General features: G+C 39.7%; 19 protein-coding genes. 18 read left to right on the forward strand and 1 reads right to left on the reverse strand.

What is annotated here, in order from left to right:
• Positions 1-994: 994 nt before the first annotated feature.
• The 10 genes from cas6 (at position 995) to alaS (ending at position 12,906) form a co-directional block, all read left to right on the forward strand.
• Positions 995-1,726 (forward strand): CRISPR-associated endoribonuclease Cas6, encoded by a 732-nt coding sequence (gene cas6, locus HMPREF2628_RS05335; RefSeq protein ID WP_070842543.1) that lies wholly within the window; start codon positions 995-997, stop codon positions 1,724-1,726.
• The gene (gene cas10 / locus HMPREF2628_RS05340) at positions 1,707-4,001 is read left to right on the forward strand and encodes a type III-A CRISPR-associated protein Cas10/Csm1 (RefSeq protein WP_070842544.1); all 2,295 of its coding nucleotides are present in this window, start codon (positions 1,707-1,709) and stop codon (positions 3,999-4,001) included. The genes cas6 and cas10 overlap by 20 nt, the downstream gene beginning before the upstream one ends.
• Positions 4,002-4,382: a type III-A CRISPR-associated protein Csm2 gene (gene csm2, locus HMPREF2628_RS05345; protein ID WP_070842545.1), complete on the forward strand. Its 381-nt coding sequence runs from the start codon at positions 4,002-4,004 to the stop codon at positions 4,380-4,382. It begins immediately after the preceding gene.
• On the forward strand, positions 4,382-5,044 hold the full coding sequence (csm3, locus tag HMPREF2628_RS05350) for a type III-A CRISPR-associated RAMP protein Csm3 (RefSeq protein WP_070842546.1): 663 nt from the start codon (positions 4,382-4,384) through the stop codon (positions 5,042-5,044). The genes csm2 and csm3 overlap by 1 nt, the downstream gene beginning before the upstream one ends.
• Before the next feature lies 1 nt (position 5,045).
• Positions 5,046-5,951, forward strand: coding sequence for a type III-A CRISPR-associated RAMP protein Csm4 (gene csm4 / locus HMPREF2628_RS05355; protein ID WP_070842547.1), 906 nt, complete (start codon positions 5,046-5,048; stop codon positions 5,949-5,951).
• Complete coding sequence (csm5, locus tag HMPREF2628_RS05360; RefSeq protein ID WP_070842548.1) at positions 5,948-7,012, forward strand: type III-A CRISPR-associated RAMP protein Csm5; 1,065 nt, start codon at positions 5,948-5,950, stop codon at positions 7,010-7,012. Before csm4 ends, csm5 begins: the two co-directional genes overlap by 4 nt.
• Positions 7,009-8,169 carry a type III-A CRISPR-associated CARF protein Csm6 gene (locus tag HMPREF2628_RS05365; protein WP_070842549.1) on the forward strand — a complete coding sequence of 387 codons (1,161 nt, stop codon included), beginning with the start codon at positions 7,009-7,011 and terminating at the stop codon, positions 8,167-8,169. Before csm5 ends, HMPREF2628_RS05365 begins: the two co-directional genes overlap by 4 nt.
• Positions 8,170-8,185: 16 nt before the next feature.
• Complete coding sequence (csm6, locus tag HMPREF2628_RS05370) at positions 8,186-9,475, forward strand: type III-A CRISPR-associated CARF protein Csm6 (RefSeq protein WP_070842550.1); 1,290 nt, start codon at positions 8,186-8,188, stop codon at positions 9,473-9,475.
• 305 nt (positions 9,476-9,780) lie between these two features.
• Positions 9,781-10,266 carry an LURP-one-related/scramblase family protein gene (locus tag HMPREF2628_RS05375; RefSeq protein WP_070842625.1) on the forward strand — a complete coding sequence of 162 codons (486 nt, stop codon included), beginning with the start codon at positions 9,781-9,783 and terminating at the stop codon, positions 10,264-10,266.
• 21 nt (positions 10,267-10,287) lie between these two features.
• Positions 10,288-12,906: an alanine--tRNA ligase gene (gene alaS / locus HMPREF2628_RS05380; protein WP_070842551.1), complete on the forward strand. Its 2,619-nt coding sequence runs from the start codon at positions 10,288-10,290 to the stop codon at positions 12,904-12,906.
• Positions 12,907-12,995: 89 nt separating this feature from the next.
• On the opposite strand, the gene HMPREF2628_RS05385 is transcribed toward alaS, so the two are convergent.
• Positions 12,996-14,450 carry an alpha-amylase gene (locus HMPREF2628_RS05385; RefSeq protein WP_070842552.1) on the reverse strand — a complete coding sequence of 485 codons (1,455 nt, stop codon included), beginning with the start codon at positions 14,448-14,450 and terminating at the stop codon, positions 12,996-12,998.
• Between the two features lie 177 nt (positions 14,451-14,627).
• On the opposite strand from HMPREF2628_RS05385, the gene HMPREF2628_RS05390 reads away from it, so the two are divergent.
• The 8 genes from HMPREF2628_RS05390 (at position 14,628) to aroC (ending at position 22,627) form a co-directional block, all read left to right on the forward strand.
• The gene (locus HMPREF2628_RS05390; protein WP_050242125.1) at positions 14,628-15,377 is read left to right on the forward strand and encodes an ABC transporter ATP-binding protein; all 750 of its coding nucleotides are present in this window, start codon (positions 14,628-14,630) and stop codon (positions 15,375-15,377) included.
• A complete protein-coding gene (locus HMPREF2628_RS05395; RefSeq protein ID WP_070842553.1) occupies positions 15,358-16,986 on the forward strand; it encodes a hypothetical protein in 1,629 nt (542 codons plus the stop codon). The genes HMPREF2628_RS05390 and HMPREF2628_RS05395 overlap by 20 nt, the downstream gene beginning before the upstream one ends.
• 71 nt (positions 16,987-17,057) lie before the next feature.
• Positions 17,058-17,318 carry a hypothetical protein gene (locus HMPREF2628_RS11230; RefSeq protein ID WP_083320527.1) on the forward strand — a complete coding sequence of 87 codons (261 nt, stop codon included), beginning with the start codon at positions 17,058-17,060 and terminating at the stop codon, positions 17,316-17,318.
• Positions 17,319-17,683: 365 nt separating this feature from the next.
• Entirely contained in the window at positions 17,684-18,847 is a 1,164-nt protein-coding gene (locus HMPREF2628_RS05400) for a class I SAM-dependent rRNA methyltransferase (RefSeq protein ID WP_070842554.1), read from the forward strand.
• Entirely contained in the window at positions 18,844-19,521 is a 678-nt protein-coding gene (gene aroD / locus HMPREF2628_RS05405) for a type I 3-dehydroquinate dehydratase (RefSeq protein WP_000767752.1), read from the forward strand. The genes HMPREF2628_RS05400 and aroD overlap by 4 nt, the downstream gene beginning before the upstream one ends.
• Positions 19,511-20,365 (forward strand): shikimate dehydrogenase, encoded by an 855-nt coding sequence (locus HMPREF2628_RS05410; RefSeq protein WP_070842555.1) that lies wholly within the window; start codon positions 19,511-19,513, stop codon positions 20,363-20,365. Before aroD ends, HMPREF2628_RS05410 begins: the two co-directional genes overlap by 11 nt.
• 18 nt (positions 20,366-20,383) lie before the next feature.
• Positions 20,384-21,451, forward strand: a complete 1,068-nt coding sequence (gene aroB, locus HMPREF2628_RS05415; protein WP_070842556.1) for a 3-dehydroquinate synthase — start codon at positions 20,384-20,386, stop codon at positions 21,449-21,451.
• A gap of 9 nt (positions 21,452-21,460) precedes the next feature.
• Positions 21,461-22,627, forward strand: a complete 1,167-nt coding sequence (gene aroC / locus HMPREF2628_RS05420; protein ID WP_070842557.1) for a chorismate synthase — start codon at positions 21,461-21,463, stop codon at positions 22,625-22,627.
• Position 22,628 lies beyond the last annotated feature (1 nt).

Here is a 22,628-nt window from a genome sequence, read left to right on the forward strand (position 1 = left end):
AACCTATCTACCTCGAGAGGGGCCGGAAACAAAAATAGCCCCTGAAGCTAGTATTGTTTTAGCGTGTTGTATAAGAACCTATCCACCTCGCGAGGGGACGGAAACTCATGTCTTCCGTTTGTGCTGAAATACATATCACAACGTATAAGAACTTATCCACCTCGAGAGGGGCCGGAAACCGTAAACTTGAATCATGTGGCCAGTGTTATTTTTGTGTATAGCTACCTATCTACCTCGCGAGAGGACGGAAACTAGAAGTCAGCGTCAAATGTTCCTTTTACTCCAAGTATAGCTACCTATCTACCTCGCGAGGGGCCGTAAACTTGTTTGTGTCAGGTTTAGTGTCGTCAGCGATAGGGTATAAGACCCTATCTACCTCGAGAGAGGCCGGAAACTTAAAAACTTTAACCATTATTGTTTCTCCGCGCTTAAAGTATAGCTACCTATCCACCTCGCGAGGGGCCGGAAACACTCGGTTCTTACGAGACTGTACTTTTACTTCTTTTTGAGTATAAGAACCTATCTACCTCGAGAGGGGACGGAAACCCACAAAGCGTGGATATTTAACAATTTTTGTCATTTTGTATAAGAACCTATCTACCTCAAGAGGGGACGGAAACCATTTCTTTTCATCGAAATTTTGATCGACAATATTGTATAGCTCCCTATCTACCTCAAGAGGGGCCGGAAACGTCGCCTGCATTTGGAACTTAAAGATGGTTTGTGTGCCTGCATAGCTACCTATCTACCTTGAGAGGGGCCGGAAACGTTTTTGGTAAGTTTTACACATACTAGTGCCATTTGTATAGCTCCCTATCTACCTCGCGAGTGGCCGGAAACAAATAGTCTGGTAGTCTTGCTGTTGGACTTTCTTTGGTATAGCTCCCTATCTACCTCGCGAGGGGACCTTTTAAAAAGGCTAAAGGATTCTGAAAGTAAAAGAAAAAGCGCTCATGAGAAAGCAAAAGCGCAAGTGTATCAATAAAGGAGGCATATGAAACGCATCGATATATCATTTAAGCGGATTGACCAATCACCGAGCGACCTATCGACAAAATTCCAAGGTTTTCTCATGGAAAACCTAGAACCAGACTATGTGACTTGGCTACATGAGCAGGAGACCAACCCCTACTCACTAAAAATCATCCATCAAAAGGACAAGACCCTATGGTCTCTTCATCTCCTGACGGATGAGGCTGTCAAGCAGATTTTGCCTGTTCTATTGGAGCTCAAGAAAGTAGAACTTCATGATTTACCAACTCTCATGGTAGAGTCTCTGTCCATGCAAGATCTCAGTTCGGAGCAACTCTTTGAGTTCTTTAATGAAAACCAAGATCGGTCACTCTTTACCATTCATTTTCAGACTCCAACAGGATTTCGCTCCCAGGGAGAGTACGTGCTCTTTCCTACCATGCGCCTCATCTTTCAGAGTTTGATGATGAAGTATGCACGTCTGGTCGAGAATCGTCAGGACATCGAAGAGGAAACCCTGGACTACCTGGTCAAGCATAGTAGAATTACCAGCTATCGATTGGAATCCAGCTATTTTAAAGTCCATGGCAAAAAAATACCTGGTTTCAGGGGGAGACTGACCTTTAAGATTACAGGTCCAAATACCTTGAAAGCATACGCCAATATGCTTCTAAAATTTGGGGAATACTCAGGTCTCGGTATGAAAACTAGCTTAGGGATGGGAGGTTTAGAACTTGAAGAAAGAAAAGATTGATTTAGTTTATGGATCGCTTTTGCACGCTATCGGCAAGGTGATTCAAGGTTCCAGGTATGATGAGAAAGACCTAGGTACCATTGGGTCCGAATGGTTTAGACGCTTTTCGGATAATGAAAAGATAGCCCAGCAGATAGCCAAGGCGACTTCTAGTGATTTGCCGACGGACTTGGCTCCTGATAGTTTGGTCTATATCACGTCAGCTGCGGCAAAGATTGCTTCAGGTCTAAAAGGGGTAGCAGACACTCATGAAGGGAAAGAAGATTTCCTAAGCAAACAATCGGATATCTTTAATGTTTTTTCAGATACCCCTAGTCAGCGTTATCTTGATGCAAGACCATTAGAGCTTAACGGGGAACCAAACTATGCTAAGGAATCGAGTGAGCCGTCTGACCAGTCAGATTATGACTTGATAGTAGAGACCTTAGAAAAAGAGTTTGAGAGATTGGACTTTAGTCAACCTGAGATAGATGCCCTTTTAAATCTCCTTGAGTCTACTCTTCCCTATGTAGCTGTTTCGACAAGAACCAAGGAATTATCGGATATTTCTCTAGCAACCTACAGTCGTCTGACAGCTGGCTTTGCCCTATCCATAGAGGAATATTTAGCAGACAAGAATTGCCGTGACTATGAGAAGGTACTGGGGCAAGATTTAGAAGCTTTTTATAGCGAGAAGGCCTTTTTATTAGCAAGTTTTGATTTGTCAGGGATTCAGGATTTTATTTACAATATCGCAACAGCTGGAGCAGCCAAGCAACTAAAAGCACGTTCCATGTATTTAGATTTTATGGGGGAACATATCGCTGACAGCTTACTGGAGAAGTTAGAGTTGACAAGGGCTAATCTCCTTTACGTCGGTGGAGGACACGCCTACTTTATCCTTCCCAACACCGAAAAAACTAGAGAGACCTTGGCTAGCTTTGAAGCAGAATTCAATCAGTTTCTGGTCAAGCATTTCCAGACAGGTTTATACGTAGCATTTGGTTGGAGTCCATTTTCTGCCAATGATATGACAACGACACTGGCCGACTATCGTAAAGTATACCAAACAACCAGTCGGATGATTTCCCAAAAGAAAATTTCTCGTTATGATGCCAAAACTCTCCTTGAACTCAACCAAGGAGGAAAAAGTTCCCAGAGAGAATGTGCTATTTGCCATTCAGTCGAAAAGTTTACCAAGTATAAAGATCAAGAGGTCTGCCATATCTGTGCAGGGATGTATCGCTTTGCCAAGGAAATACAAGAAAACTACTATATTGTGACAAAAGAAAAAGGCCTGCCGATAGGTCCGGGAGCCTATATTAGTGGTATTTCAAAAGCCGACCTTGCCAATGAAGAGTGGGACCGTGTTTATGTAAAGAATAGCTATAGTATAGATATCCTAAAAGCAACCCATGTCTTTGTCGGAGATTACAAGTATGATGAGATTTATAATTATGCTCAACTATCTCAGGATAGGGAAACTGGACAAGGGATTAAACGATTAGCAGTTGTTCGACTAGATGTGGATGATCTAGGAGCAGCCTTTATGGCTGGATTCTCCTATCAAGATGGTGGCAAATATAATACTCTGGCACGTTCAGCGACCTTCTCTAGAAGTATGAGTCTCTTCTTTAAGGTCTATATCAACCAGTTTGCAAGAGAGAAAAAACTATCTATCATTTATGCCGGTGGAGATGATGTATTTGCTATCGGATCCTGGCAGGATATTATTGAGTTTACTATTTGTCTCCGACAAAACTTTATCAAGTGGACAAATGGCAAATTAACCCTATCAGCAGGAATCGGCCTATTTCCAGATAAAACTCCAGTTAGCCTTATGGCTGAAGAAACTGGTAAGCTAGAAGGAGCAGCAAAGGATAACGACAAGGATAGTATTTCCCTTTTTAAAGCAGGTAATACCTTGAAGTTGGACCAATCTTTTGGCAATGTTGATTCTGAAAGAAATTATACCTTGAAGTTCGACCAATTTATTGACAATGTCTATAATGGGAAACTGAAGAGCATTCGTTACTACTTTAATATTCAAGATGAGCGAGGAAAGAGTTTTGTATATAGACTTATTGAGCTCCTTCGCAACTACGATCGTATGAATATTGCTCGATTAGCCTATTATTTGACGCGCTTAGAAGATCAAACTTCTAAGGATAAAAAAGAAGAGTTTAAAGAGTTTAAAGATTTATTCTTTTCTTGGTATACAGGTAGCGATAATGAACGTAAGGAAGCAGAGATAGCTTTACTTCTATATATTTATGAGATTAGAAAGGATTCATAGATGGCAATTTTAACAGATGATAATTACGTAGATAAGGCAGAAAAAACCATTAAAAATTTAGTAACTGATAAGCGTAATTTTAAAAATAAAAATTCAGATGTTCTATCCATGAGTAAACTACGAAACTTATTGAGTTTAACGAGTACCCTCTTTGATGAAAGTAAGGTCCGTGAGTACGAAGAATTAAAGGATAAGATTGCCTATTTGAGGGTCCAATTCGTCTATCAATCAGGCCGTGAAGAGGCGGTACTGGACTTAGTTCAAAAAGGTAAGATTTTACCAATTTTAAAAGAAATTAATAGTAGGGAAAGTCTCCAACGTTTTTGTCGCTATATGGAAGCGCTAGTAGCTTATTTTAAATTTTATGGAGGAAAAGATTAATGGCATTTGCAAAAATTAAAGTAACAGCACAAATCCGTCTAGAGACAGGACTTCATATTGGGACAAGTAATGCTTTTGCGGCGATTGGTGCTACGGACTCACCTGTGATTAAAGATCCAATTACAAACTTACCCATTATTCCAGGATCTAGTATCAAAGGGAAAATGCGTACCCTTTTGGCAAGAGTATATAATACTAAATTAGCAGAAAAACCAGGAGAAGATGGGGAAATTATTAGTCGTCTCTTTGGGAATAGTTCAGACAAAAACTATAAAGTAGGAAGACTCATCTTTAGAGATGCCTTTCTAACTAACAAAAAAGATTTAGATTCACGAGCTGTCAAAGGTTATACTGAAGTTAAGTTTGAAAATACTATTGACCGTATCACTGCTGAAGCAAATCCAAGACAAATTGAACGTGCTATCCGAGACAGTATCTTTGGATTTGAGTTGATCTATGAGGTGACAGACAAGAGTCAAGCTCAAGTAGAAGAAGACTTCAAAGTGATTCTTGATGGATTAAAACTGTTGGAACTTGATTATTTAGGTGGTTCAGGTTCTCGTGGATATGGTAAAGTTGTTTTTGAGGATCTTAAAGCAAATACAGTTTTCGGAAACTATGATGTTAGTAGATTGAATGAACTTTTAACTACGGAGGTCTAGTATGACCTATAAGATGTATATTATGAACTTTCAGTCTGCTCACTTTGGAGCAGGTACTCTGGATAGTTCTAAAATGACTTTTGCAGCTGACCGATTATTTTCTGCCTTGGCTATTGAGGCAAAAAAAATGGGGAAAATGGAGGAATTCGTGTCAATAGCGGGTCAAGATCATTTTGTTTTGACTGATGCCTTTCCTTATCAGTCAGGTCCATTATTACCTAAGCCGATAGGATTTCCAAAGTTTGATCAGCCTGACTTAACAACGGATGTCAAAGAAGTAAGACGTCAAGCGAAAATGGCGAAGAAACTTCAGTTTATACCCTTGGATAAATTTGATTCTTATGTAAAAGGAACGCTTTTTGAAGACGAAGAACATGCAGTAACAAACATTATCACTAAAAACCAACCTCATGTAGATGGGAATCTTTTTCAAGTGTCTACCGTTAGATTTAGAGATGATTCTTCTCTTTACGTGATTGCAAACGAATCTGACCTCTTGAATGAACTCATGACAAGCTTGCAGTATACAGGAATTGGTGGGAAACGTTCCAGTGGTTATGGACAATTTGATTTGACTATTTTAGATTTACCAGATAGCTTAAAAAATCGTCTCACCAAGGCCCATCAAGGACCTGTCATGACCTTTACGACTTCTCTACCAGTCGAAAAGGAACTTGAATATGCTATGGAAACTGGTTCCTATTTAATAAGTAAATCAAGTGGTTTTGCTTTTAGTACAGAAACTAATGAAAATTACCGTAAGCAGGATTTATATAAGTTTGCTTCTGGATCTACTTTCTCTGAAACCTTTACAGGACAGATTGTAGATGTAAGACCTCTTGATTTCCCGCATGAAGTATTAAACTATGCTAAACCACTATTTTTCAAGATGGAGGGAGAAAGATGAAAACAGAATATAAAATCTTTCAATTCAGCCTCCTAGCTATGGCCCCTATTCATATTGGGAATGGTGAAAAATATACTTCTCGAGAATTTATCTATGAAAATGGGTACTTTTATTTTCCTGATATGGGTAAGTTTTATAATCGCATGGTGGAGAAAGGATACGATCAAAAGTTTGAGCGTTTTTTACAGGAGACGAAGCCAAACGCCAGAAATAATCGCTTGATATCTTTTTTAGAGGATAACCGTATTTCTGACCGTAACTTTGGTGGCTATAGAATTATAGAAACTGAGTTAGAAACAAATAATAATTATTTAAGAGGAGGCGCAATAAATCAAGTATCAAAGTTTATTAGAGATCCTTTTGGTAATCCCTATATTCCTGGAAGTTCATTAAAGGGAGCTATTCGAACTATTTTGATGAATACCAATCCTGACTGGAATAATGAAAATGTTGTGAAAGATGAAAAGGAAAACAAATCTTTGATTCCTTGGGGAGCAAAAAAAGGGCAGGACTATGATGACTTGTTTAATGCTATTCGTGTTAGTGATAGCAAACCGTTTAGTAATAAAAGTCTTATTTTAGTTCAAAAATGGGATCATAAAGCCAAGCCCCCTCTTGCCAAGCCTCTCCCTTTATATAGGGAAGCAATCGCGCCCTCAACTAAAATCAATTTCACCATTACTACAACTACTAAGGAAGCTGGAATCCTAATGGAAGAATTAGGACAGAGAGCGCAAGCCTTTTACAAAGAATATAAAAACTTTTTCTTATCAGATTTTCCTGAAAATAAAATTCAGCCAAATATTCAATATCCTATATACTTGGGTGCTGGTAGTGGAGTTTGGACAAAAACAATTTTTGAAAAAGCAAAAGATATTTTACAAGAACGTTATGGGAATAGCAGAACCACTAGGATGGTTGAAAAGGGAGTCTTGAAATTAACAAAAGCACCAATGAAAAGTGTTAAAACAACACAAGCAACTCGTAAACTGATAATGAATAATGAATCCTTCTATGAAATGGGCAAGGCAAACTTTATGATTAAGGAGATTTCTAAATGAAGGTTTTGATTTCAGCAGTGGGGAATACCGATCCAATCCGAAATTTTCACGATGGAGCCTTAGTTCATATTGCGAGAAAATACCGTCCGGATAAGATTATTATTGTTTTTTCTGAGGAACTGATTTGTAAGAAAGATGATATTGAGAAAGTAATTCGTTCTATTGATAGTCAATACGTCCCAGAAATTGTATACCATGAGCCAATCATTTTAAACAATGAAGTACATATTTTTGATACCATGTTTGATCAATTTGATGCTATTATACGAGAGTATTATACAAAAGACGACGAATTTATTCTTAATCTTTCAAGTGGAACTCCTCAAATAAAATCAGCTTTGTTTGTTCTTAATAGACTAAGTGAAATCAATGTCAAGGCAGTACAAGTTCCAAGTCCTGAAAAAAAATCGAACGCTGGAGTTGGGCATGATGATTCAGAAGATATTGATGCACTAATTGATACAAATATAGATAATAAGCGGGACTTTGTCGATCGAACTATTGAAGATACTTCAGAAAAGTTTAAACAAGGCTTAATGAAAAAAACTTTACGTGATTTTATTAAGAAATATGATTACAAAGCAAGTTTAGAGATAGCAAATCAATTGCCTGACCTCCCTGGTTTGAAAGACTGTCGCAAAAAGTTACAAGATATTGTCGATTCATTAGATAGGCAAGCTGTACCTCAAGTCCTCCAAAAGAAAAAATGGAGCGAAGAACAGAAAAAAGTATTAAATGCTTATTTGACTATTGATTTGCAAAAAGAACGTGGGAATTTTAGTGAAGGTCTGATTAGAATTAAAAACCTTACAGAGTTTATCTTAGGTGACTATATCGAAAATCGTTATCCAGGATTTCTGGATAATTACGCGAACGATTCAGTAAAATATTATATCGGGATTTGGGATTATGACAAGATCCTTCAAGAAAAAAGAGAGTGGATATTGCATAACAAAATCAAACCGATTTTGAGAATGAACAAAACACGAAATACGATAGCTCATAAATTGGATTCACTAGATTCTGAGGAACTTAAACAGTTAGGTCCAGTTCTAAAAGCCTTAAAAGTGCTAATCAAGGAACAGTATCAACTTACTGAAAAGGATTTTAATTTTTACAAGGATTTTAATAAAGAATTATTAGAATTACTGAAATAATGAGAGGTAGAATATCTTGGAAATTTTAATTTCAGCAGTTGGAACGACAGATCCGATTAGTAATAATCGAGATGCAGCTTTATTACATATTGCACGCACTTATAGACCGGAGAAGATTGTTTTAGTTTATAGTGAGGAGATGCTGATCAAGAAAGATCTCATTGAGCAAGCTATTTTTTCCATAGAAGATTATCATCCTGATGTGACAATTGAGTCAACAATTCTAAAAAATGATGAGGTTTATCTATTTGATAAAATGTATGAGGTTATGGGACAGATTGTTGAAAAATATTCTGGAACTGATCATCAATTAATCTTAAACCTATCTTCAGGAACGCCTCAGATTATTTCGGCTTTATTTGCCCTCAATCGAATCAAAGATTATAATACTCAGGCTATCCAGGTTGCAACTCCTAACAAATCAGCAAATAGAAAGTATGTGCCACTTTCAAGTGAAGGTGAACAGAAGCTTTTTAACGAGAACGAGGATAACCAAAAGGATTACGAAGATCGTACTATTAAAGATGAGGCTGAAAAATTTAATCAATCTTTAATCAAACGTCATTTAAGAAATCTGATAGCTTCCTATGATTATCTTGCTGCAGAAGAACTTGTTACAAAAAAAGAATACAATAACTTACTTTCTAAAAAGAAATTATCTTTTTTACGAGCTACATTAAATGACTTTGTAAAAGTATTTAAAACGCAAGCTATTTTAAAAGATATTCAAGACTATCCATTGACAGATGTTGAGAAGAAAGCCCTTAATTACTTTTTAATGATAGAAGTATTGAAAGAGAGAGGACAAGTAGCAGATGTCTTAATCAAATCAAAGTCTTATGTTGAATTTATCATCGAAGAAAAGATCAAAAAAGATTATCCTGATTTAATCAAATATGATGGGGCATTACCCAAATTAAATGAAGAATACAAAGATTTTGAGAAGATTTTAGATTTTATTGATTTAGAATTTAAAAAAGCAAAAGGAATAGAAAATGAAGAGGAAAGAATTTATTCACCTCAATCAACCTTAAACCTTTTATCTTATGAAAATATTCTAACTTTTTATCAAGTCTCTCCTGACTTATTGAAGTCACTTAAGGTTATTACCGGTCTAAATAGTGAGCGTAACAAAGTTGCACATGGACTATCAGAAATCGATGGTAAAATAGTAAATTCTAAAAAATTGAACCAAACAATAGATACCTTACGTTTTGTTCTTCAGGATACATTTAATATTGAAGATCACTATTTTGGATATTATCAAAAAATCAATGACAAATTACTAGATTTACTTCGTTCTTAACGAACAACCATATTTTGGAAGATTTCTACTTGGTTCAAATTACTATTTTGTACTATTTCATTAGGATGATTTCCAGTTGACGCAAGCTTAAAAAAACGTTATAATAAGAAAGTTGAGAATTGATTTTCAGTAGTCTTAGTCCAGAGAAATGGCGGTGCTGCGAGCCATCTAAGTTAGGAAGTCATGCTACTCAATCATACAATTGCATAAGAACAAGAGAATGACAAGTTCATTGAATGAAGGTGGTACCGCGGTTTTTCGCCCTTCGTGATATGAGCTTGTCTTTTGATTTTTTGGAGGTGTTGATGAAAACATTTCTTGTCAAACAAAAGTTTCGTCTTGGAGGCGAGCGCTTTGCTATCAAGGATGACAGGGGAGAAATTGCCTATCAGGTGGAGGGATCATTTTTTAAGATTCCCAAAACTTTTATCATCTATGATGCTAATGGTGAACAGGTCAGTCAGATCAGTAAAGAAATCTTGACCTTGCTTCCTCGTTTTGAGATTCAGCTTCGGGATGGCTCGAGTTTTGTCATTCGCAAGAAGTTGACCTTCTGGCGAGATAAGTATGAGTTTGATAATCTAGGTCTTCGTATCGAGGGCAATATCTGGGATTTGAATTTCAAATTGCTGGATGATCGCGATCAGCTGATTGCGGAAATTAAGAAGGAACTCTTCCATCTGACTTCTACCTATACCGTAACGGTTCTTGAGGACGCTTATGCAGACCTAGTCATTTCCCTCTGTGTCGCGATTGACTATGTGGAAATGCTGGAAAGCCAATCACATTAAACAAGTAAATAAGGAGACAATATGAAACAACTATCTAGTGCACAAGTACGCCAAATGTGGCTTGATTTCTGGGCGACCAAAGGTCACTCAGTAGAACCATCAGTGAGCTTGGTTCCTGTAAATGATCCAACACTTTTGTGGATCAACTCTGGGGTAGCAACCCTTAAGAAATACTTTGACGGGACCATCATTCCTGAAAATCCACGTATTACCAATGCGCAAAAGGCTATCCGTACCAACGACATTGAAAACGTAGGGAAGACTGCACGTCACCATACCATGTTTGAAATGTTGGGGAACTTCTCAATCGGAGATTACTTCCGTGACGAAGCAATCACTTGGGCTTATGAGCTTTTGACCAGCCCTGAGTGGTTTGACTTCCCAGCTGAAAAACTTTACATGACCTACTATCCAGATGATAAAGATTCTTACAACCGCTGGATTGAAGTGGGAGTGGATCCAAGTCACTTGATTCCAATCGAGGACAACTTCTGGGAAATCGGTGCTGGACCTTCTGGACCAGATACAGAAATTTTCTTTGACCGTGGAGAAGCTTTTGACCCAGAAAATATCGGTCTTCGTCTCCTTGCAGAAGATATCGAAAACGACCGTTACATCGAAATCTGGAACATCGTTTTGTCACAATTTAACGCAGACCCTGCTGTTCCTCGTAGCGAGTACAAGGAATTACCACACAAGAACATTGATACGGGCGCTGGTTTGGAGCGTTTGGTGGCCGTTATCCAAGGGGCTAAGACAAACTTTGAGACAGACCTCTTTATGCCTATTATTCGTGAAGTGGAGAAATTGTCTGGTAAGGTCTATGACCAAGATGGCGACAACATGAGCTTTAAAGTTATCGCTGACCATATCCGTTCACTTTCATTTGCCATCGGTGATGGTGCCCTTCCAGGAAATGAAGGTCGTGGTTATGTCCTTCGTCGTCTTCTCCGTCGTGCTTCTATGCATGGTCAAAAATTGGGTATCAACGAGCCTTTCCTTTACAAACTCGTTCCAACCGTTGGAAAAATCATGGAAAGCTACTATCCAGAAGTGCTTGAAAAACGTGACTTTATCGAAAAAATCGTTAAGAGCGAGGAAGAGTCATTTGCTCGTACCCTTCACTCAGGTCAACACTTTGCTCAAGGCATCGTAGCAGACTTGAAAGAAAAAGGTCAATCTGTCATTGCTGGTTCAGATGTATTTAAACTTTACGACACTTATGGATTCCCAGTTGAACTGACTGAAGAAATCGCTGAAGAAGCTGGCATGACTGTGGACCGTGAAGGATTTGAAGCAGCCATGAAAGAACAGCAAGAACGTGCGCGTGCGTCAGCTGTCAAGGGTGGCTCAATGGGTATGCAAAATGAAACCCTTCAAAACATCACTGTAGAAAGTGTCTTCAACTACAATGCTAGCCAATTATCTTCTAAATTGGTGGCTATCGTGGCTGACAATGCAGAAGTAGAAGCTGTATCAGAAGGAACTGCATCACTGATCTTTGCGGAAACGCCATTCTACGCTGAAATGGGTGGACAGGTAGCTGACCATGGACAAGTCTTGGATGGGTCAGGCAAGGTTGTAGCTACTGTGACAAATGTTCAAAAAGCACCAAACGGACAAGCTCTTCACACGGTTGAAGTTCTTGCACCGCTTGCCTTGAACCAAGAATATACGCTGGCAATCGATACCAATCGTCGTCACCGTGTCATGAAAAACCACACAGCGACTCACTTGCTTCACGCTGCCCTTCACAATATCCTTGGAAACCACGCAACACAGGCAGGATCTCTTAACGAAGTTGAATTCCTTAGATTTGACTTTACCCACTTCCAAGCAGTGACTGCTGAAGAATTGCGTGCGATTGAGCAGCAAGTCAACGAGAAAATCTGGGAAGCTCTTGAAGTGAAGACAGTTGAAACGGATATTGACACTGCCAAGGAAATGGGAGCTATGGCTCTCTTTGGTGAGAAATATGGTAAGGAAGTTCGTGTTGTTACTATCGGTGACTACTCTATCGAGCTTTGTGGTGGTACCCACGTTGGCAACACTTCTGAAATTGGCCTCTTCAAGATTGTCAAAGAAGAAGGAATCGGCTCAGGAACTCGCCGTATCTTGGCAGTGACTGGTAAGGAAGCCTTTGAAGCCTACCGTGAACAAGAAGATGCTCTTAAAGCAGTCGCAGCAACCTTGAAAGCACCTCAAGTCAAGGAAGTACCTCACAAGGTAGAAGGACTTCAAGAACAACTTCGTCAACTTCAAAAAGAAAATGCTGAATTGAAGGAAAAAGCCGCAGCTGCAGCCGCAGGCGATATCTTCAAGGATGTGAAGGAAGTCAATGGTCACCGTTACATTGCTAGCCAAGTATCTGTATCTGACGCTGGTGCCCTTCGTACTTTTGCAGATAACTGGAAACAAAAAGACTACTCTGATCTTCTTGTCCTAGTTGCCGCTATCGGTGACAAAGTCAATGTCCTTGTAGCAAGCAAGACAAAAGACCTTCATGCAGGAAACCTTGTCAAAGAATTGGCACCAATCGTCGATGGACGTGGTGGTGGTAAACCAGACATGGCCATGGCAGGAGGAAGCAACCAAGCTAAGATCCAAGAATTGTTGGATGCAGTAGCAGGTAAATTGTAATCAAGTAAAGATCTATCCATTTGGGTAGGTCTTTTTGTGAATGCAAAAAAGCCAAATCCGATTGGACCTGACTTGATTATTAAGAACTATTAGATTGTATTGGATGCCCAGACACTTACAGATCTTGCTGAGACTGGGAATTGTCCATAACCTTCCTCATCGATTGTAACTTGATCTTGGTGGTTTTCAAGTAAATCTACAAAGGTTTGGTTAGCCCATTCTTGGCCGACAAACATAGACTTGCTGTTTTCTTGGTCATTTGAAATCAAGACTGCGATTGGGGATTGATTTTCAGCACCTGAACGTACCCAACCGATACAGTTAGCATCATCAAAGTAGTCATTTTGTTCTCCATAGGCCAAATCTTTTCGGATGGCTAGGAGGCGGTCAAGGACTTCTTTGAAATCTTGTTGAGCATACTGCCCTGAAATCCCATAGTAGTCTCCGTAAAAGACACATGGAAGGCCGTCTTGGCGTAATAGAATGAGAGTATAGGCTGCTGGTTTGAACCATTCTTCAACAGTAGACTCAAGAGCCTGACCACGTTGGGTATCGTGGTTGTCGACAAAGGTTACAGCCTTGTAAGGTTTGAGTTCAACCAAGCTATCTGTGAAAATGCCGCGAAGGTCATAGTTTGCGCCAGCTTGACTGGCTTCAAAGAGATTCTGGTGGAAACGAACATCGACAAGGTCGAATCGTTCTTCCGTTTTTTCAAGATAGTCCAGATTGGCTTCCTTGTCAGGATTCCAAAATTCACCAAAAACATAGAAATCCTCACCGTATTTTTCCTTCATATCACGGATAAAATTGCTCATGAAGAAAGAGTCAATGTGTTTAACGGCATCCAAGCGGAAACCAGCTACACCAGTCGTTTCCATGAACCAGTCAGCCCAGTCATAGATATTTTGGATGACTTCAGGATGTTTAAAGTCTAGGTCGGCATACATGAGGTAGTCGTAGTTACCGTTTTCATTATCGACCAATTCCTCATTTGCCCAACCCTTGTTGTCTCCTTGAATCAGATAAATCCCAGACTTTCGGCGTTTGGCATCATAGTCTGTACCAGTGAAGTGGTACCAGTGCCAGTGGAAGTCATTGTAGGTATCTTGGCGACCATCGAAGGTAAAGCTAGTCCAGCCATTGATGGTGAAGGGTTCCCCAAGTTCAACTGTACGGTCTACAGGATCCACTTCAATAACCTGAAAGGCTTCCATGTGATCAGCAGCAGCCTTGTGGTTGAGCACCACATCGGCCATAGGTTGAATTCCCTGTGCTTTTAGAGCTTGAATGGCTTGAAGATAGTCTTCTTTAAAACCATACTTGGTGCGGACAGTCCCTTTTTGGTTAAACTCGCCTAGGTCAAATAGGTCATAGACACCATAGCCGACATCTTTTTCATTGGTAGCCTTGAAAGCTGGTGGCATCCAGACATGACTGATACCGAGATCAGCTAGGTGTGGAGCATCTTCAGCCAGACGCGTCCAGTGCTGACCGTCGTGGGGCAGATACCATTCAAAGTATTGCATGAGTGTTTGATTTTGCATGATGTTTCCTCTTACTTGTCAATCTTGTTCTTTATTCTATCATAAAGTATTGGTTAGCTCAATCGTTTGCGTAAAACTGAATAATAAGTTTTTGACTATTTTATATAAAATGTTGATTTTTAAAATGAAAGCGCTATAATTATAGTAAATTACATAGATAAAGAGAGGAGATTTCTCATGATTGAATTTCAAAATGTTAGTAAGTTGTATGGTGATAAAGAGGCCTTGAGCAATCTCAATCTGCAGATTGAAAATGGAGAGATTATGGGCTTAATTGGCCATAATGGTGCTGGGAAATCGACCACTATAAAATCTTTAGTCAGTATCATTTCGCCCAGCAGTGGTCGTATTTTGGTAGACGGTCAGGAGTTATCGGAAAATCGCTTGGCTATCAAACGAAAGATTGGCTACGTAGCAGACTCTCCTGACTTATTTTTACGTTTAACGGCCAATGAATTTTGGGAATTGATTGCCTCATCCTATGATCTGACTAGCTCTGATTTGGAGGCTAGTCTAGCTAGGCTATTAAGTGTTTTTGATTTTGCTGAAAATCGTTATCAGGTTATTGAAACTCTTTCTCACGGAATGCGTCAGAAAGTCTTTGTCATTGGGGCACTCTTGTCTGATCCTGATATTTGGGTTTTGGACGAACCTTTGACTGGTTTGGATCCCCAGGCTGCCTTTGATTTGAAGCAAATGATGAAGGAACATGCGCAAAAAGGGAAGACGGTCTTGTTTTCAACCCATGTCCTAGAGGTAGCTGAGCAAGTCTGTGATCGGATTGCCATTTTGAAAAAGGGACATTTGATTTATTGTGGTAGCGTAGAGGACTTGAGAAAAGACCATCCAGACCAGTCTTTGGAGAGTATCTATCTTAGCCTTGCCGGTAGAAAAGAGGAGGTTTCAGATGCGTCTCAAGGTCATTAAAAAATTAGTTGATATCAATATCCTCTATTCATCTCAAGAAGTTAATCTGGCTAACCTACGAAAGAAGCAAGCTAAAACTCCTGATAAAAAGGTTGATGTGTCAGGGAAATTATTGCGTTCTTATCTTGTTTCTAGTCTGTTGCTACTCCTCTTATTTTCGAATCTAGTTTTTCGTTATCCTTTTGAGGAGGTTCCCAGTCTATTTAGTAATATGGTTGCTATTTTTCTAGTTATTGTCTTTTCTAATAGTTTAACAGCCTTTTACAATGTTTTTTATGAGAGTAAGGATCTGTCCTCTTATAGTCCTTATGCCTTTAAGGAATCAGAAATTATGCTTGCCAAAGGAATATCTGTTCTTTTGCCATCTCTAGTTGGACTTGTCCCTATCTTAGCTTATTTTCTGGTTCTTTATCTTCGATTAGCTCCTTCTCTTTGGTTGGGCTTACCTTTAATGTTGCTGTCCTTAGCTTTATTATTTGCCTCAGTTGGTCTAGGGATGGTCTTGGCAGTCCATTTTTTGGCTCAGACAGCATTTTTCAGAAAGCACCAGTCTCTTTTATCTAATGTCATGATTGGTCTAGGGCTATTATTCCCTATGATACTGGTTTTCTATTCAAATTCAGGAGCTAGTATAGAGACAGTTAGAGAAGTCCCAACCCTCTTTTATCCTCTTCATATCTTTTATAAAATAGCAGTAGAGCCTTTTTCTCTTGAATCCATCTTTGGATTACTTGCTTGGATAGTAGCAACTGTTTTGCTACTTTATCTAACAAAAAAGAAGGTTGTTCCTCAATTTTATCAAGTTGTTATGACCAACAGTGAAGAAAAAATCAGAAAAGAGCGTCGTAGCAAACAAAGCATTTCCATAACTAAAAAAGGTTTTTTCCGTATGGTGTTACGCTACAACCTCTCCCTCTTGGGACAGGGGACTAGCTTGGTAACAGTGCTTTTTACAAGTACTTTCCTGCCTTATTTCTTTATGATAGGCTTAATATTTAAGATTAGGGACTCACAGCTTGTTCCAGAAATAACTGCCGAATACTGGTTGCCCTTGTTTTTTGTGGGAGTGTTTATAGCAGTTTTAAATAACAATATCACAAGTCTATCTTCAATCGGGTTATCTCTGGAGAGGGAAAATTTTGATTTTCTTAAGAGTTTGCCTTTTGATTTTGCTCGTTATGTGAAAGTGAAATTTTGGATTATATTTGCAGTTCAGTCCCTCTTACCTATCTTGACTTTACTTGGTCTTTCCCTTTATTTAGGATTGCCCATTCTTTCGATGATTTACCTTCTTGTGGCATGGTTCCTTGCTAGTGTCATCCTTTCTTGCTATCATTATTTTAAGGATGTGAAAAATCTGTCAACCAATTGGAGTAGTATTACAGACTTGGTGAATCGTTCAAATGGTATAGTCGCAATAGTTTTATTGTTTATATATAGTGCAATCCTAATGGCCCTTGTAATTGGGAGCTTATTCTTGGTTCAGTCTCTCTCCCCTATTCTTGCCATTAGCTTGGGAGTAGGAGCTCTTATCCTCTTGCTTGCTCTTGCTATTTTTGGCTATCATTACTACCTGTCACGCATATTGACAGAAATAGAAAAAAGATGAGATAGTTGGTCGCTTGATTGATAAATTCAATTCGACAAACGCTTTTATAGTTTGTTAGAATGTAGTTGTAAATTATTAAGATTGGTAATCAAAAATATATAGGGAGGAATGTTTTGAATAAGAAATACAACATAGTTCTATTTTTGTTGTTTATAGTTTATTTATTTGGATATTTTTCAATTTCAAAAACGTTAATTCCTATAATGTGTGTGATCCAAGTATTTTTGATAGAACATATATTTAGAGTTCGAAATAGGATTATGCAGATAGGTGAAATTATAATTATTGTTGCTTCTATAATATTATTTATTGATAGTATATTGAGTTTGTAACAAAGCCTTCTCTATAAAATCAAATTTTCCAGATACCTGCTGAAGCTGATTTATCTTCTCTCTATGCCTTCTCATCTTTATTATACTATCTACATCACTAAACTTGACAGACATATATTGCAGGTACAACCTCTCTACCTACAATCTCACAGTTAACCTGAGGCTAGTTTCCTAGTTTGCTATTTGATTTTTGTTGATAAAAGAAATGCTCCTCCACGATGGAAGAGCATTTTTTATTGTAACTCTCACACAATTACTTCCTAAGTTTTTATTAGTATTAGTATACCATTTTTTAAAACTAGAGTAAAAAAGCAAGGGTAGTTTCTTTTTTGAGAATTGTCACAAAATTTGCTATAATAGGGACTATGAATAAAATAAGAGTCAGCAAAAGGGTTGAAAAAAAGCTTTCAAAGGGACTAGTTTTACTAGAAGCCAGTGATCTTGAGAATGTCAATCTTAAGGATCAGGAAGTAGAAGTTCATAGTCAAGATGGAAACTTTCTTGGTACTGCCTACCTTTCTCAGCAAAACAAGGGCTTGGGCTGGTTTGTGAGCACAGACAAGGTGACCTTCAATCAAGCGTTCTTTGAAGCACTGTTTAGACAAGCTAAAGAAAAGAGAAGTGCCTACTATCAAGACGAATTGACAACTGCCTTTCGTCTCTTCAACCAAGAGGGAGATGGCTTTGGCGGTCTGACAGTGGACCTTTATGGAGACTACGCTGTCTTTTCTTGGTATAACTCTTATGTTTATCAGATTCGTCAGACCATCTCAGAAGCCTTTAGACAGGTTTTTCCTGAGGTTTTAGGGACCTATGAGAAGATCCGTTTTAAGGGTTTGGACTATGAATCTGCCCATGTTTATGGTCAAGAAGCGCCTGACTTTTTCACTGTTTTGGAAAATGGTGTCCTCTATCAAGTCTTTATGAATGATGGCTTGATGACAGGGATTTTCCTTGACCAGCATGAAGTTCGCGGTAGTCTAGTGGATGGGTTGGCTATGGGTAAATCCTTGCTCAACATGTTTTCTTATACAGCAGCCTTTTCAGTAGCTGCGGCAATGGGAGGAGCAAGCCAGACTACTTCTGTTGACCTAGCCAAACGTTCACGAGAATTGTCTCAAGCGCATTTTCAGGCAAATGGGCTCAGCACAGACGACCATCGTTTTGTGGTCATGGATGTCTTTGAATATTTCAAATATGCTAAACGAAAAGGCTTGACCTATGATGTGATTGTCCTAGATCCGCCTAGCTTTGCTCGGAACAAAAAACAGACCTTCTCTGTGGCCAAGGATTATCACAAGTTGATATCCCAGAGTCTTGAGATTTTAAACCCGGGAGGGATTATCATTGCTAGTACCAATGCTGCCAATGTTTCCCGCCAGAAATTTACAGAACAAATTGATAAAGGTTTTGCAGGAAGAAGTTACCAGATTTTAAATAAATACGGTCTTCCAGCAGATTTTGCCTATAATAAAAAAGATGAAAGTAGTAATTACCTCAAGGTGATTAGTATGAAGGTTAGTAAATGAAATTAATCGTTTCAGTAATGCCAAGAAGTTTAGAGGAGGCTCAGGCTCTGGATGCCACGAGGTATCTGGATGCCGACATCATTGAATGGCGTGCCGACTATCTGCCTAAGGAAGCGATTTTGCAGGTAGCTCCAGCTATTTTTGAAAAATTCGCAGGCCGTGAGTTGGTTTTCACATTGCGAACTCGCGCTGAAGGGGGAGAAATCGACCTTTCTCCAGAAGAATATATCCATCTAATCAAGGAAGTGGCGCAACTCTATCAACCAGACTATATTGATTTTGAGTATTACAGCTACAAGGATGTTTTTGAGGAAATGCTGGACTTCCCAAATCTCATTTTGAGTTACCACAATTTCCAAGAAACACCTGAAAACATGATGGAAATCTTGTCAGAGTTGACGAGCCTAAATCCAAAACTTGTTAAGGTTGCGGTGATGGCTCACACGGAGCAGGATGTGCTAGACTTAATGAACTATACACGAGGCTTTAAAACCCTCAATCCTGAGCAGGAATATGTGACCATTTCTATGGGCAAGGTGGGCAAGGTCTCTCGTATAACTGCAGATGTGACTGGTTCTAGCTGGTCCTTTGCTAGTCTAGATGAGGCCAGTGCCCCAGGTCAGATTTCCTTAGCTAACATGAAAAAAATTCGGGAGATTTTGGATGAAGCTTGATGGCTATACACGTTTAGCTGCCGTTGTTGCCAATCCTATTAAGCATTCTATTTCCCCTTTTATTCACAATAGTGCCTTTGAGGCGACAGCTACCAATGGTGCTTACGTGGCTTGGGAGATTGAAGCGGCTGACTTGGAAGTCACAGTGGCCAATATTCGTCGCTACCAGATGTTTGGCATTAACCTGTCCATGCCCTATAAGGAGCAGGTGATTCCTTATTTGGATGGGCTGAGCGATGAAGCGCGCTTGATTGGTGCGGTTAATACGGTTGTCAATGAGAATGGCAATTTAATTGGATATAATACAGATGGCAAGGGATTTTTTAAGAGCTTGCCTTCTTTTACAATTTCAGGTAAGAAGATGACCCTGCTGGGTGCAGGTGGTGCGGCTAAGTCTATCTTGGCACAGGCTATTTTGGATGGTGTCAGTCAGATTTCGGTCTTTGTTCGTTCAGTTTCTATGGAAAAAACAAGACCTTACCTAGACAAGTTACAGGAGCAGACAGGCTTTAAAGTGGACTTGTATGCTTTAGAAGATGTTCCTGAACTGCAAGCAAGGGTTGCTGAGTCGGATTTACTTGTCAATGCGACAAGTGTAGGGATGGATAGTCAATCATCTCCAGTTCCTGAAAACATTGTCCTATCAGAAACTCTCCTAGTAGCAGATATTATTTACCAACCCTTTGAAACACCATTTTTGAAATGGGCCAGAAGTCAGGGAAATCAAGCAGTCAATGGTCTGGGAATGTTGCTCTATCAAGCTGCAGAAGCTTTTCAACTGTGGACAGGAAAGGAAATGCCGACAGAAGAAATTTGGCAGTCTTTAACAGAAAAATACCAATAAAGAAAGGGAGATTCTCCTATGAAAATCAGAATCGATATTCCTCATCATCCTTATGATATTCAGATTGAAAAAGGTTGTCTGGCTCAGGCTGGTCAATGGTTGCGAGAACTCTGGCAACCACAAAAGGTAGTCATTGTGACAGATAACCATGTAGCTTCTCTTTATGCAGAGAAGGTCAAGCTCAGCCTAGAAGATGCTGGTTTTCAGGTAGCAGTTTTTGACTTTTTAGAAGGCGAAGAAAGAAAGAATTTAACCACTGTCCAGAAAGTCTATGAATTTTTAGTCAAGCAAGGTCTGACTCGTAGTGATGGAATCGTGGCTCTCGGAGGTGGTGTCGTTGGAGACCTGGCTGGTTTCGTAGCCTCTACCTATATGCGGGGTATTCATTTTGTTCAGATACCGACTAGCTTGACAGCCCAGGTGGATTCTTCTATCGGTGGAAAGACAGGCGTCAATACTCCATTTGCTAAAAATATGGTGGGGACCTTTGCCCAGCCAGACGGGGTTCTGATTGACCCACTTGTTCTTGAAACCCTCGGAAAAAGAGAGTTGATTGAAGGGATGGGTGAAGTTATCAAATATGGCTTGATTGAGGATCCAGAACTATGGACTCTATTGATGGAGCTAGATGGTACTGTAGAGAGCATTCTGGAACATGCAGAGACTTTGATTGAACATTCTTGTCAGGTTAAGCGCAAGATGGTGGTTGAGGATGAGCTGGACAATGGTGTTCGCCTTTACCTCAATTTTGGTCATACAATTGGCCATGCCATTGAAGTGACTGCCGGTTATGGCAAGGTCATGCATGGAGAAGCTGTGGCTATGGGTATGGTACAGATTTCCAAGGTTGCTGAGGAAAAAGGTCTCATGCCAGAAGGAATAACTCAGTCTATTACAGAGATGTGTCAGAAATTTGGCTTGCCTGTTGACTATGAAAACTGGGATGTAGATAAGCTTTATCAAGCTCTTACTCATGACAAGAAAGCGCGTGGCAATACCTTGAAATTGGTCTTGGTGCCAGAGCTTGGTTCAGCGACTATTCACCCAGTTTCTCTGGAAGAGATGAAAGACTACTTGGTAAAATAAGGAGAGTGTATGAGATATTTAACTGCAGGAGAATCACACGGCCCCCGTCTGACGGCTATCATTGAAGGAATTCCAGCTGGGCTACCTTTGACAGCAGAGGATATCAATGAGGACCTTAAACGCCGTCAGGGTGGTTACGGTCGTGGTGGCCGTATGAAGATTGAGAGTGACCAGGTTGTCTTTACTTCGGGTGTTCGCCATGGGAAGACGACAGGGGCGCCTATTACCATGGATGTCATCAATAAGGACCACCAAAAATGGCTGGATATTATGTCTGCGGAAGACATTGAAGAGCGACTTAAAAGCAAACGGAAAATCACTCATCCTCGTCCAGGTCATGCTGACTTGGTAGGGGGGATCAAGTACCGTTTTGACGATTTGAGAAATTCTTTGGAGCGTTCATCTGCCCGTGAAACCACCATGCGGGTGGCAGTTGGGGCAGTAGCCAAACGCCTCTTGGCTGAGCTGGATATGGAAATTGCCAATCATGTTGTAGTCTTCGGTGGCAAGGAAATCGATGTTCCTGAGAATCTCACAGTTGCTGAGATTAAGGAAAGAGCTGCCCAGTCTGAAGTTTCTATTGTCAACCAAGAAAGAGAACAGGAAATCAAGGATTATATTGACCAAATCAAACGTGACGGGGACACCATTGGTGGAGTAGTAGAGACGGTTGTTGGAGGTGTTCCAGTTGGTCTTGGTTCCTATGTCCAATGGGACAGAAAATTGGATGCCAGACTTGCCCAAGCAGTTGTCTCTATCAATGCCTTTAAAGGGGTGGAATTTGGTCTTGGCTTTGAAGCTGGTTATCGTAAAGGCAGCCAAGTCATGGATGAAATTCTCTGGTCTAAAGAAGACGGCTATACTCGCCGTACCAACAATCTAGGGGGCTTTGAAGGTGGTATGACCAATGGGCAACCTATTGTTGTTCGAGGCGTGATGAAGCCCATTCCTACTCTCTACAAACCACTCATGAGTGTGGATATCGAAACCCACGAACCTTACAAGGCAACTGTTGAAAGAAGTGATCCGACCGCTCTTCCAGCTGCAGGTGTAGTTATGGAAGCTGTTGTGGCAACGGTTCTGGCACAAGAAATCCTTGAAAAATTCTCATCAGACAATCTAGAGGAATTAAAAGAAGCAGTGGCAAAACATCGAGACTATACAAAGAACTATTAAG

Origin of the sequence: Streptococcus sp. HMSC063B03 (assembly GCF_001836965.1) — a bacterium.
In the GTDB taxonomy this organism is placed as follows: Bacteria; Bacillota; Bacilli; order Lactobacillales; family Streptococcaceae; genus Streptococcus; species Streptococcus pneumoniae_F.

Excerpts from the sequence above, each read along its gene's own strand:
- cas6 (WP_070842543.1), top strand. The coding sequence starts at position 995 with ATGAAACGCATCGATATATCATTTAAGCGGATTGACCAATCACCGAGC.
- csm2 (WP_070842545.1), top strand. The coding sequence starts at position 4,002 with ATGGCAATTTTAACAGATGATAATTACGTAGATAAGGCAGAAAAAACC.
- csm3 (WP_070842546.1), top strand. The coding sequence starts at position 4,382 with ATGGCATTTGCAAAAATTAAAGTAACAGCACAAATCCGTCTAGAGACA.
- csm4 (WP_070842547.1), top strand. The coding sequence starts at position 5,046 with ATGACCTATAAGATGTATATTATGAACTTTCAGTCTGCTCACTTTGGA.
- csm5 (WP_070842548.1), top strand. The coding sequence starts at position 5,948 with ATGAAAACAGAATATAAAATCTTTCAATTCAGCCTCCTAGCTATGGCC.
- HMPREF2628_RS05365 (WP_070842549.1), top strand. The coding sequence starts at position 7,009 with ATGAAGGTTTTGATTTCAGCAGTGGGGAATACCGATCCAATCCGAAAT.
- HMPREF2628_RS05375 (WP_070842625.1), top strand. The coding sequence starts at position 9,781 with ATGAAAACATTTCTTGTCAAACAAAAGTTTCGTCTTGGAGGCGAGCGC.
- alaS (WP_070842551.1), top strand. The coding sequence starts at position 10,288 with ATGAAACAACTATCTAGTGCACAAGTACGCCAAATGTGGCTTGATTTC.
- HMPREF2628_RS05385 (WP_070842552.1), bottom strand. The coding sequence starts at position 14,450 with ATGCAAAATCAAACACTCATGCAATACTTTGAATGGTATCTGCCCCAC.
- HMPREF2628_RS05390 (WP_050242125.1), top strand. The coding sequence starts at position 14,628 with ATGATTGAATTTCAAAATGTTAGTAAGTTGTATGGTGATAAAGAGGCC.
- HMPREF2628_RS05395 (WP_070842553.1), top strand. The coding sequence starts at position 15,358 with ATGCGTCTCAAGGTCATTAAAAAATTAGTTGATATCAATATCCTCTAT.
- HMPREF2628_RS05400 (WP_070842554.1), top strand. The coding sequence starts at position 17,684 with ATGAATAAAATAAGAGTCAGCAAAAGGGTTGAAAAAAAGCTTTCAAAG.
- aroD (WP_000767752.1), top strand. The coding sequence starts at position 18,844 with ATGAAATTAATCGTTTCAGTAATGCCAAGAAGTTTAGAGGAGGCTCAG.
- HMPREF2628_RS05410 (WP_070842555.1), top strand. The coding sequence starts at position 19,511 with ATGAAGCTTGATGGCTATACACGTTTAGCTGCCGTTGTTGCCAATCCT.
- aroB (WP_070842556.1), top strand. The coding sequence starts at position 20,384 with ATGAAAATCAGAATCGATATTCCTCATCATCCTTATGATATTCAGATT.
- aroC (WP_070842557.1), top strand. The coding sequence starts at position 21,461 with ATGAGATATTTAACTGCAGGAGAATCACACGGCCCCCGTCTGACGGCT.